Raw genomic sequence first — 11,028 nt, 5'->3', positions numbered from 1 at the left:
CCGCAGATTTCCATAATAATGGGACCTTGCGCCGGCGGAGCAGTTTATTCTCCCGCCATGACAGATTTCATCTTGATGGTGAAAGAAACTGCTCACATGTTCATCACAGGACCGCAGGTTATCAAAACGGTAACCGGAGAAGAAACCAATTTTGAAGATCTGGGTGGAGCCGTCACTCACAATACTAAAAGTGGAAATGCACATTTTGCCTGCGAAAGTGACGAAGATGCCATCGAACAGGTTAAGCTTCTTCTCAGTTTTATTCCCGGTAATAATTTGGAAGAGCCGCCTTATGAAGAAACCGGTGATAATCCTGCCAGATTGTGCACCGAACTTGACGAAGTTATTCCTGACGATCCTAAAGCTGGATATGACATGATCGAAGTGATCGAATCAATTGTCGATAATGGCGATTTTATGCAGATCCATGAGCTATATGCCGCAAATGCGGTTATCGGAATGGCGCGATTAAATGGGCGTCCGGTGGGAATCATTGCCAATCAACCCATGGTTTTGGCTGGTTGCCTGGATATCGATGCTTCCGATAAAATTTCTCGCTTCATCCGTTTCTGTGATGCCTTCAATCTGCCGATAATTACTTTTGTGGATGTTCCCGGTTATCTGCCTGGAACTGAGCAGGAATGGAACGGAATTATCCGTCATGGAGCAAAACTATTGTGGAGTTATTCAGAAGCAACCGTTCCTAAACTGAACGTGACAACTCGCAAAAGTTATGGTGGAGCTTACATCGCGATGAGTTCACGTCATCTGGGAAATGACATGTCGTTTGCCTGGCCTTCAGCAGAAATTGCTGTAATGGGCGCTCAGGGTGCTGTGAATGTGGTTTCCAGCTATCGTAAAGAGCAAAAAGCAGCCGCCGATCCTGATGTAAAACGCCAGGAACAGATCAAAGATTACGAAGAAAAATTCAATACTCCTTACATCGCAGCAGAACGTGGTTATGTGGATGCTGTAATTTTACCTTCCGAAACCAGGATGAGACTGATCGATGCTCTGGATATTCTGTGTACGAAACGCGAAGCACTTCCGCCCAAAAAACACGGAAATATTCCGGTTTAGGAGTTATTGTGTTAGATAAAAAATTGAAAGCTGCCATCGCTGGAGTTCTGCAATTCCTGCAGCAGGAAAAAGAGCAATCTAAAAAGAAAAAGACAAACCAGTGGGTTCTTTCCGGCAGGAAGATGATAATGAAAAATAATCAGCTCGTTCAACGAAGAGAATTTAATAGATAATCACAAAGGAGAAATAAAATGAAATTCGATAAACACGGCGTTTTGGAAATGACCAAAATGAACTACGACGCCGCTAGACCGAAAGCAGAAAATCCCATAAAAATTCAGGATGTCAGTTTGCGAGACGGACATCAATCACTGTTTGCCACTCGTGGTAGAACCGAAGATATGCTGCCCGTGGCAGAACTGATGGATGAAGTTGGTTTTTATAGTATGGAAGTATGGGGCGGAGCTACTTTTGATACAATGCACCGCTACTTGAACGAAGATCCCTGGGAAAGAATTCGTACGCTGAAAAAGTATATCAAGAAAACGCCATTTTCCATGCTGCTGCGCGGACAGAACCTGGTAGGTTACAGAAATTATGCCGATGATGTAGTAGAAAATTTTGTTCAACGTGCTTGCGACAACGGCATCGATATTTTCAGGGTTTTCGATGCTTTAAACGATTTTCGCAATTTCGAGACTGCGGTAAATATTATCAAAAAAAACAAAAAGCATTTTCAGGGAACCATCTGCTACACTCTCACCGAACCCCGTTTGGGCGGCGAAACATACAACCTGGAATATTATCTGGAAAAAGCAAAAAAATTGGAAGAACTCGGTGCGGATACAATCTGCATCAAAGATATGGCTGGGCTGGTTTCTCCGTACGATGCTTACAATCTGATTCGAGAACTGAAAAAACAAACTGATATACCGCTGCATCTGCACACACACTTCACTTCCGGAATGGGTGATCTGGCGATATTTAAGGCAATCGAAGCTGGCGTTGATATCGTTGATACCTGCATGGCGCCTTATGCTTATCGCACTTCGCATCCTGCTATCGAACCTATTGTAATATCGCTTCTGGGAACGAATCGTGATAGTGGAATCGACATCAATAAACTTACCGAGATCGATCGCACCATGGAAAAATTTATTCCCAAATACAAACACTTTGCCAATAACACAAAAAATGCTATCATCGATATCGACGTGATTCTGCATCAAACACCGGGCGGAATGCTTTCCAACCTGGTAAACCAGCTGCGTCAGATGGATTCATTGCACAAATTGGAAAATGTATTTGAAGCTCTACCAAAAGTTCGCAAAGAACTCGGTCAGGTTCCGCTGGTAACTCCTACCAGTCAAATTGTGGGAATTCAAACTGTAAATAATGTACTTTTCGATGAATGGGAAGGACAATATTCCAAAATAACAGAACAGGTTAAAGATCTTTGTTTTGGATTGTATGGAAAAACCACACTTCCCATCGATAAAGAGGTTCAAGCCAAAGCCTTGAAAGATTATCCCAGAGGAGAAACTCCTATTACAGGAAAACCGGGCGATACTCTGGAACCGGAACTTGCAACAATTCAGGAAGAAGTAAAAGGACTTGCAAAAAATCTGGATGATGAGCTGATCTGTGCTCTTTATCCTGTTACAGGAAAAAGATTCCTAAAATGGAAATATGGTTTGGAACCGGTTCCGGCCGATGTAAAACCAAAAACATTGGAAGAAGTGGAAAAAGAAGATGAGATCGTTCGCAAAGCTCTTTCGGGTGATATGGTCGCAAAGATCAAATCTGACAAACCGGTCAATCTGCGGTCATTCGATGTTTATGTGGATGGCGATCATTTCTGTGTGGAAGTTGCCGATCCAAATATACGAAGCAGCAGCGTTTCTGCTAAGAAAAAGGCAGAAGAAAAAGAATCAAAATCTTCTGAAAGCACCGGAAACCTGGTCGCACCAATTCCCGGCATGATCGTGGAATACCGCGTAAAGATTGGCGATAAAGTAAAAGCTGGAGATACGCTGGTGGTGCTGGAAGCGATGAAGATGATGAATAATCTGGCAGCTCCTTGCACAGGTGAAGTCACAGCTATCAAGTTTAAAACCGGAGATTCCGTAGCAAAAGGAGATGTTCTCTGTCACGTTGAAGCTGAATAATAGCTCGCAGATTTACACGGATTTCACAGATTAAGATAATTTTAAGGGCGATTTAAAATCGCCCTTTTTCTAATTTCTGAATTCTAAAATCTAAATTCTAATCTCAATCATCTATCGGCTTTAAGGCAGTCGATTTTTTATTCACATTTCTCAGGATTTTATCCAGAAGTTTGATCGCTTTTAAAATATAGGAACCTTTATTCAGCATGATGCAATCGGCTCTGGTTGCCATCACGGCGTCGGTAATTTCAGCGCGAGAAGGAATTCCCTTTTTTGCCAGATTTTCCAGAACCTGCGTTGCCCAGATGCTGGTGATATGAGCAGCTTTGCAGAAGGATAGAATTTCTTCCTGGATATGACCGATCTTATCCCAACCTGTTTCCACCGCCAGATCGCCGCGCGCGATCATCACTCCGATCGGGTAAACTTTCATCGCTTCCAAAATGATATCGGGCAAGTTGTCAAAACCGGTTTTGGTTTCAATTTTTAGGATCAATCCTACATTTCTATCTACATTCTGTTCTTTGATTATTTTTGTAAGATTAGCAACATCCTGCGGAAACTGCACGAAGGAGACATTTATAACATCGGCATATTGCAGCATGAACGGCAGGTCATCCAGATCTTTTTGCGATAGGCTGGGCAGCAGCAGCTTACTTTCCGGAAAGTTGATGCCCTTATCTTCCTTCAATTTGCCAATCTTACCTTTCACATTTGTAATGCGAACCTGAATTTCTTCTTCATCCATTTCTTCGATGAAACCTTCGATAATTCCATCATCGAAAACCACAGGTTCTCCCGGTTTTACCATGCCGAAAATCTGCGGAGCTGTGCAGCTGATGTAAGCCGGTTCGATCTCTCCAGTGTCAGTGATTATCTTTTTGCGCTGCGCAGTTGTTTGCTCTTTCATGATTATCAAAATATCGTTTTCTTTCAAATATAGCGGTTTTTTCTTCTGGTCCAGCATTCCTATCAGGAAGGCATTTTCTTCATCTATCTGGATGGGAAAATCTGTTTCAAAAAAAGTTGTTTTATCCAGATCTGCCAGAAATCCATTTTCAGAAATTTCCTGAACCACGATTTCCCGCTGTTTGAAACGGGAATCGGTGTATTTTAGAACGACATTTTTCTTTATCAGTTTTGCATCATAATTCTGCAGAGGAATTTCGGGAATATTGGAATCGGGATTATCTGATTTTCCAAAGAAAACCTTGATGGGAGAAATGGAATTTCCCAGGGCATCTATCTGATGACGGATCTTGATGATACGGGCATCTCTGGCAATAAAACCAGTACGAATTTTTGGACCGCTCAGATCCATGGAAATTTTACAGGTTTTACGCAGTTGTTCCGATGCGATCTTTACATTCTCGATCATTCTCGTCCATTCTTCCGGTGATTCATGAGCACAATTGATTCTGCCGCAATTCATGCCATTTTCCACCAGTTCGTAGATCAGATCAAAATCATCGAAATATTTGCCCGGCAAAGTTACCATAATGCGGCAGCGACGTCCTTTACTGCGATAACCAAGAAGTTCTTTGGCATTGCGGCGAGTTGCTTTTCGGCTGCGTTTGAAAGAAGGCTGGACTTTGGGATATTTCACCTTTTCCTTCAGCATACTTTTCAAAATTGAACGAGTCGTTGCCAAGCTCGCCATAATATGCGGTTCAGATTCACTGAGCCTGGAAAGACCGAAATTGCCTAACCGTTTCTGTAAATTGCCTATTTTCTGGGAACGCAAAGCATAATAATGAACCAGGTTTCTGGCGGCATCAGCATATTCAGGATGAACCTGCTCGATCTTATCGGCATATATTTTTTCCCACTCTTTCACATACAACATCAGGTCTTCGATCTCAGCCAATAAAATTGCTAATTTTTCTTTTCTTTTCATGTGAATTTTTATGTGGGAACAGTTAATTTCTGTCAAACCAAAACTTCCGATTGTTCAAAGATCATCGGAATGTTTTCTTGATAAGTTGAGTGAAAAAATCTACTTTAAGCTCCCCTTTGTAAGGGGAGACACAGAGGGGTTCTGCTTTGGCAAAAAATTGATTTTTTTGAAGAAAGTAAATTGGTTTTCAATAAGATTTGCTAAACCCTCTTTTATTCTCCCTGACGAAGGGAGACAATTCGGAGCTGCAAAAAAAAATGACGTTAAGAATCATATTCATTAGTTAAGTTCTGAAGGGAATAAAGAAAATTCTTAAATTTGACTATCACCGTGGCAGAGCCAAGGTGTATTTCGCTAAATTTATTTCAGCAAGCTGAAAATCGAATTTTCATTATTTACCCCTCTGTCTGACATTTGCCAGACAGAGGGATAAATCCCACAAAATATCTTGCCATAAAAACTGCTGAATTTAGTTCGGAAAGAGAAGGAAATAAAATGGAAAAATTCAAAGTTGTATCAAGTTATAAACCCAGAGGTGATCAACCACAAGCAATTCAAGAGCTGGTGGAAGGAATTCAAAATAATAACAAATATCAGACACTTCTCGGTGTGACAGGTTCGGGTAAAACTTTCACCATTGCCAATGTTATCGAAAAGGTGAATAAACCAACTCTGGTGCTTTCTCACAACAAAACTCTGGCAGCTCAACTTTACGGAGAATTCAAACAGCTTTTCCCGCAAAATGCTGTGGAATTTTTCATCAGTTACTACGATTATTACCAACCCGAAGCCTACATTCCCGGCAAAGATATCTACATCGAAAAAGATTCCGATATCAACAGCCAGATCGAAAAGCTGCGTTTGCGCGCAACCATGAGTCTTTCCGAACGGCGCGACACGATCATCGTGGCCAGCGTTTCCTGTATTTACGGTTTGGGAATTCCGCAGGATTACCGAAAGTCATTGATCCGCATCAAAACCGGTGATATCATGGATCGCGATGAACTGCTGGCAAAACTTGTGAATATCCATTACGGGCGCAACGACATCGCTTTTGAACGGGGCGCTTTTCGCGTCAATGGAGATATCGTCGATATTTATCCGGCTTATCTGGAAAATTCAATTCGAGTAGAATTCTTCGGTGATGAGATCGAAAAAATTTCCCGCATCAATCCTCTGGACAATCACGTTCTGGAAGTTGTGAAAGAATATCCCATCTATCCGGCAAATCATTTTATAACGAATAAACACGCTTTGGAACGAGCCATCAAATCGATCAAAGCTGAATTGAAAGATCGTATCGAATATTTCGAGAAAAACAATATGCTGCTGGAAGCTCAACGCATTGAGCAGCGCACCAATTTTGATCTGGAAATGCTGCGTGAACTTGGGTTTTGTTCTGGAATTGAAAATTATTCACGCCATCTTACCGGAGCCAAAAAAGGTGATCCGCCTTATTGTCTGTTGGATTATTTCCCTGAAGATTTCCTGATGGTGATCGACGAATCGCACGTTTCCATTCCGCAGGTTCATGCCATGTATGGTGGAGATTATACTCGCAAGAAAAACCTGGTGGATTTTGGTTTTCGTTTACCTTCTGCTTTTGATAATCGTCCACTCAAATTTCACGAATTTGAAGCTAAACAGAATCAGGTGATCTTTGTTTCTGCCACTCCTGCCGATTATGAACTACAAAAAAGTGATGGCGTTTTTGTGGAACAGGTTATTCGTCCTACCGGTCTGCTCGATCCTGAAATCGAAGTAAAACCGGTGCAGAATCAGGTAGATGATCTGATGGAACAAATAAGGCAGAGAATTCCCGATAAAGAAAAAATATTGGTAACAACTCTTACCAAACGCATGGCGGAAGATCTCAGCGAATACCTGGGAAAAGCAGGGATTCGTACGCGGTATATGCACAGCGAAGTCAGCACGATTGAACGTTCCAAAATAATCCGTGATTTCCGCACCGATAAATTTGATGTGCTGGTTGGTATCAATCTTCTGCGGGAAGGACTCGATTTGCCGGAAGTATCATTGGTCGCTATTTTTGACGCCGATAAAGTAGGTTTTCTGCGTTCTGCCCGCAGCCTGATTCAAACAGCTGGAAGAGCAGCCCGAAACGTTAAAGGGAAGGTGATTTTCTATGCTGATCACATCACAGCTGCCATGAAACAAACCATAGACGAAACTAACCGCCGCCGCGAAAAGCAGATAGCTTTCAACCTGAAGAATAAGATTACTCCCGAAAGTATCAAAAAAAATATTGACGACATAATGGGTGCTACAAGTGTTGCCGACGGTTATAAAAAAGTGGATGAAAAAGAGGCTAAATCCGATAAAGATAACTTTATGGATTACTTGGATTTAGACTCAAAAGAAAAAGTGATACAACTGTTGGAAAAGGAGATGTTCGAAGCTTCCAAAAACCTGGAGTTTGAAAAGGCTGCGGAACTGCGAGACAGGATCTTCGAGCTGAAAGAAATTTGATGATTTCCTGCAAGAAAATGATTTTACCAGATCTTAAATTCAATTATATAAACAAGTTAAAAAATCTTATCAAAACAAAAAAACAAAGAAAAATTTGTGTTTCAAGAATAAGAGTGTAAATTTGTATTCTTTGGAGATGAAATGGGAATTAATAAGAAAACGAAGAACGTGGAAAAGCACAAGGAAGGAATAATAATCCGATCAGAAGATTCTTCTGCCAAAATGGAAGTGGAATCCGATATCGTTTCTTCCGGCGATTACAATGAAAATCCGGTCTATATTTATTATGACTGGTGTAAGAAATGTGGAATTTGCGTTACCTTCTGTCCTACGGGTGCTTTAGGCAGAAAACCGGACGGATCACCCTATGTTCCGCATCCGGAAAAATGTGTTCACTGCGAAACCTGTGATAAATTATGTCCTGATTTCGCCATAACCGGAGCCAAAAGGTAGGAGGGCAGAATGGTAAAAGAAAAAACCAGAAATACAGTTTTGATGCAGGGAAACGAAGCAATTGCTCGTGGAACTTTGGATGCCGGGTTAGACTTTTTTGCCGGCTATCCGATCACACCTTCTACCGAAATTGCAGAATTGTGTTCTCGCGAACTTCCCAAACGTGGTGGAAAATTCATTCAAATGGAAGATGAAATCGCCAGTATTTCTGCAATTATTGGAGCGTCTTTGGCAGGAGCAAAAACGATGACTGCAACCAGCGGCCCAGGATTTTCCTTGATGACGGAAGGAATCGGTTTTGCAAAGATGACAGAAACACCCTGCGTAGTCGTGAACGTGATGCGCGGCGGACCAAGCACCGGTTCTCCGACCAAACCTTCACAGGCAGATATTATGCAGTCTCGCTGGGGAAATCACGGCGATGCACCAGCAATAGTTTTGTATCCGAATTCGGTAAAAGAAAGCTATGAGTTAGCCATTCGCGCTATGAATCTGGCAGAAAAATATCGAACTTGTGTTGTACTACTTTCCGATGAAGTTCTCGGTCACATGAGAGAAACAATAGAACTTCCCGACCTTTCCAAAATAAAAATACTTAAAAGAATTCAGCCCAGCATTCCACCTGAATGGTATAAGCATTATCCTGAAAATCCCAAATATCCAATGCCGATGGCAAGCTTTGGCGAAGGTTATCGTTATCATGTAACCGGCCTTGCTCATGACTCAAACGGATTTCCTACCAACCTTGGCTCAGAGGTACAGTCTATGTCAGTTCGACTACAGAAGAAAATAGTTAATAATATCGATGACATTGTACAGATTGAAAGCTTCCAGATGGATGATGCCAAAATTGCAATATTTGCTGCTGGAATCACATCCAGGGCAGCCAAAGAAGCTGTGGTAATGGCTCGTAGAAAAGGCGTGAAAGTAGGAATGTTGCGACCACTTACGATCTGGCCTTTCCCCGATCGGGCAGTAAAAAAATATCTGGGAGACAAGAAAGCAGTTATCGTTCCCGAATTGAATGAAGGACAGCTTTCCAATGAACTGAAAAGAGTGATGGGTGGAATCTGGAATTACGATATTAGAAAAACTAAGAACATAATAGAAATTCAAAAATTTTCGGGGCAATTGATAACACCGGATGAGATATTGGCAACAATAAAGGAGGTAAAGTAAAATGGAAAAAATACCTCAAAAGAAAATTCATCAGTATCTTCGTCATGATAAAAAATTTCCACATGTATGGTGTGCAGGATGCAGTAACGGAATAGTTTTGGGATCAACAATTCGAGCTATCGCACAACTTGATTACAAAAAAGATGACATAGCCATGGTCTCAGGAATCGGTTGTTCCAGTAGAATGCCGGTTTATGTAGATTTCAATACTCTTCACAGCTTGCACGGCCGAGCGATTGCCTACGCTACCGGAATAAAGATGTATAAACCGGAAATGAAAGTGATCGTGGTAACTGGAGATGGTGATGCAACAGCGATCGGTGGAAATCATTTTATTCATGCTGCTCGCCGAAATTTAGATCTCACAGTTATTTTGATAAACAACAATATTTATGGAATGACTGGTGGGCAGTTTTCTCCTACCACTCCTATCGGAGCTAGAGCAACAACCTCCATGTATGGCAATATAGATCCGACTTTTGACATTTGCCGGCTTGCTAAAGGTTCCGGTGCAACTTTTGTAGCCAGAACATCTGCTTTCCACGCCCAGGAAGCACAGAATTTTATCCGGGCAGGATTGCAGCATAAAGGATTTTCCGTGATCGAAATTGTGAGTGCCTGTCCTGTAATTTACGGTCGTTTGAATCGTAAAGGTGATGCTTCCAAAATGATGTTGTGGATGAAAGAAAATGTGATCCCTGTAAAAGCTTATGAAAAACTTCCTGATGATAAAAAAGAAGATAAGATTACCAGAGGAATTTTGGTGCAGGAAGAAAGGCAGGAATATACAGAAGCCTACGAAAACCTTATGCAATCTCTAAAGCCAGAAGCGGGAGATAAATAATGAGTAAAAAGAAATTCAAGACAGAAATAAGATTGAGCGGCAGCGGCGGTCAGGGCTTGATAACTGCGGGAATAATCCTGGCAAGAGCTGCTGTTTTAGATAAAGTACGCGTTACTCAAACTCAAAGTTACGGACCCGAATCTCGCGGTGGAGCCAGCAGGGCGGATGTTATCATCAGTAATGAAGTATTTTACTTTCCCGAAGCTACGCGTTTTGACGTTCTTCTTGCTCTCACCCAGGAAGCTTACGATAAATTTGCTTTCAACCTGAATGATGATGGAATTCTCATCGCCGATAATACCTTCGTTAAAAATATTTCTCTGATGGATACTGAAGTTTATGAACTTCCATTTACCGAAATCGCAACCAAAGAATTAGGCTCACCACTTCCTACAAACATTATGTCTCTGGCTTTCCTGGTCAAAGTTACGGGAGTTGTGAGTGAAGCTTCCTTGAAAAAAGCTGTAACAGAATCTGTAAAACCTCAATACGTAGACATGAATTTAAAGGCAATGAGATTGGGAAGAAAGTTGGCAGATACTTATTCGGAAGAAGCATAATGCCAACAACCGCAGTTAAGAAGATAAGCCATATCGGAATTGCAGTTCACAGCATCGAAGAAGCAGCTAAGTTTTACGAAAAATTGGATTTAGAAATCGAAGCTGTAGAAATTGTGGAATCTCAAAAAGTAAAAGTGGCTTTCATCTCAATTGGAGAGGTGAGGATAGAACTTTTGGAACCAACCTCTTCTGAAAGTACTGTAGCGAAATATTTAGAGAAAAAAGGTGAAGGAATTCATCACATCGCTCTATCCACAGATAATTTACAAGATCGTCTGACGGAATTGGAAAACCAGGGAATCAGACTGATCGATAAAGAACCGCGATCCGGCGCACACAATGCTGATATAGCTTTTTTACATCCGAAATCTACGCATGGTATATTATTAGAATTGTGTGAAGAACATCAATAATTGA

At 41.5% G+C, this 11,028-nt stretch carries 10 protein-coding genes; 9 read left to right on the top strand and 1 reads right to left on the bottom strand.

From position 1 onward, the window contains the following. The 3 genes from K9N40_03145 to K9N40_03135 all read left to right on the top strand — a co-directional run. The coding region (locus tag K9N40_03145) for a methylmalonyl-CoA carboxyltransferase (protein MCF7813461.1) at positions 1-1,080 on the top strand (1,080 nt) is incomplete at its 5' end. 8 nt (positions 1,081-1,088) lie between these two features. Continuing rightward, positions 1,089-1,253 (top strand): hypothetical protein, encoded by a 165-nt coding sequence (locus tag K9N40_03140; GenBank protein MCF7813460.1) that lies wholly within the window; start codon positions 1,089-1,091, stop codon positions 1,251-1,253. 18 nt (positions 1,254-1,271) lie between these two features. Further along, on the top strand, positions 1,272-3,188 hold the full coding sequence (locus tag K9N40_03135; protein MCF7813459.1) for a pyruvate carboxylase subunit B: 1,917 nt from the start codon (positions 1,272-1,274) through the stop codon (positions 3,186-3,188). A 103-nt stretch (positions 3,189-3,291) separates the two neighbouring features. Here K9N40_03135 and K9N40_03130 read toward each other — a convergent pair whose 3' ends face one another. Continuing rightward, the gene (locus K9N40_03130; protein MCF7813458.1) at positions 3,292-5,085 is read right to left on the bottom strand and encodes a hypothetical protein; all 1,794 of its coding nucleotides are present in this window, start codon (positions 5,083-5,085) and stop codon (positions 3,292-3,294) included. A 495-nt stretch (positions 5,086-5,580) separates the two neighbouring features. Between K9N40_03130 and uvrB the strand changes: the two genes are divergently transcribed. The 6 genes from uvrB (at position 5,581) to mce (ending at position 11,024) form a co-directional block, all read left to right on the top strand. Further along, entirely contained in the window at positions 5,581-7,575 is a 1,995-nt protein-coding gene (uvrB, locus tag K9N40_03125) for an excinuclease ABC subunit UvrB (protein ID MCF7813457.1), read from the top strand. Positions 7,576-7,716: 141 nt separating this feature from the next. Next, positions 7,717-8,028, top strand: coding sequence for a 4Fe-4S binding protein (locus tag K9N40_03120; protein ID MCF7813456.1), 312 nt, complete (start codon positions 7,717-7,719; stop codon positions 8,026-8,028). A gap of 9 nt (positions 8,029-8,037) precedes the next feature. Next, positions 8,038-9,207, top strand: coding sequence for a 2-oxoacid:acceptor oxidoreductase subunit alpha (locus K9N40_03115; GenBank protein ID MCF7813455.1), 1,170 nt, complete (start codon positions 8,038-8,040; stop codon positions 9,205-9,207). A gap of 1 nt (position 9,208) precedes the next feature. Then, positions 9,209-10,051 (top strand): 2-oxoacid:ferredoxin oxidoreductase subunit beta, encoded by an 843-nt coding sequence (locus tag K9N40_03110; GenBank protein MCF7813454.1) that lies wholly within the window; start codon positions 9,209-9,211, stop codon positions 10,049-10,051. Next, positions 10,051-10,611, top strand: a complete 561-nt coding sequence (locus K9N40_03105) for a 2-oxoacid:acceptor oxidoreductase family protein (protein ID MCF7813453.1) — start codon at positions 10,051-10,053, stop codon at positions 10,609-10,611. The genes K9N40_03110 and K9N40_03105 overlap by 1 nt, the downstream gene beginning before the upstream one ends. Next, positions 10,611-11,024: a methylmalonyl-CoA epimerase gene (gene mce / locus K9N40_03100; protein ID MCF7813452.1), complete on the top strand. Its 414-nt coding sequence runs from the start codon at positions 10,611-10,613 to the stop codon at positions 11,022-11,024. The genes K9N40_03105 and mce overlap by 1 nt, the downstream gene beginning before the upstream one ends. Positions 11,025-11,028: the final 4 nt, after the last annotated feature.

It is taken from the genome of Candidatus Cloacimonadota bacterium (assembly GCA_021734245.1).
Lineage (GTDB): Bacteria > Cloacimonadota > Cloacimonadia > Cloacimonadales > TCS61 > B137-G9.
This window is presented reverse-complemented; position numbering and strand designations above follow the sequence as displayed.

Bases quoted from the DNA above. Each gene is read 5' to 3' on its own strand.
- K9N40_03135 (MCF7813459.1), top strand. From the start codon at position 1,272: ATGAAATTCGATAAACACGGCGTTTTGGAAATGACCAAAATGAACTAC.
- K9N40_03130 (MCF7813458.1), bottom strand. From the start codon at position 5,085: ATGAAAAGAAAAGAAAAATTAGCAATTTTATTGGCTGAGATCGAAGAC.
- uvrB (MCF7813457.1), top strand. From the start codon at position 5,581: ATGGAAAAATTCAAAGTTGTATCAAGTTATAAACCCAGAGGTGATCAA.
- K9N40_03120 (MCF7813456.1), top strand. From the start codon at position 7,717: ATGGGAATTAATAAGAAAACGAAGAACGTGGAAAAGCACAAGGAAGGA.
- K9N40_03115 (MCF7813455.1), top strand. From the start codon at position 8,038: ATGGTAAAAGAAAAAACCAGAAATACAGTTTTGATGCAGGGAAACGAA.
- K9N40_03110 (MCF7813454.1), top strand. From the start codon at position 9,209: ATGGAAAAAATACCTCAAAAGAAAATTCATCAGTATCTTCGTCATGAT.
- K9N40_03105 (MCF7813453.1), top strand. From the start codon at position 10,051: ATGAGTAAAAAGAAATTCAAGACAGAAATAAGATTGAGCGGCAGCGGC.
- mce (MCF7813452.1), top strand. From the start codon at position 10,611: ATGCCAACAACCGCAGTTAAGAAGATAAGCCATATCGGAATTGCAGTT.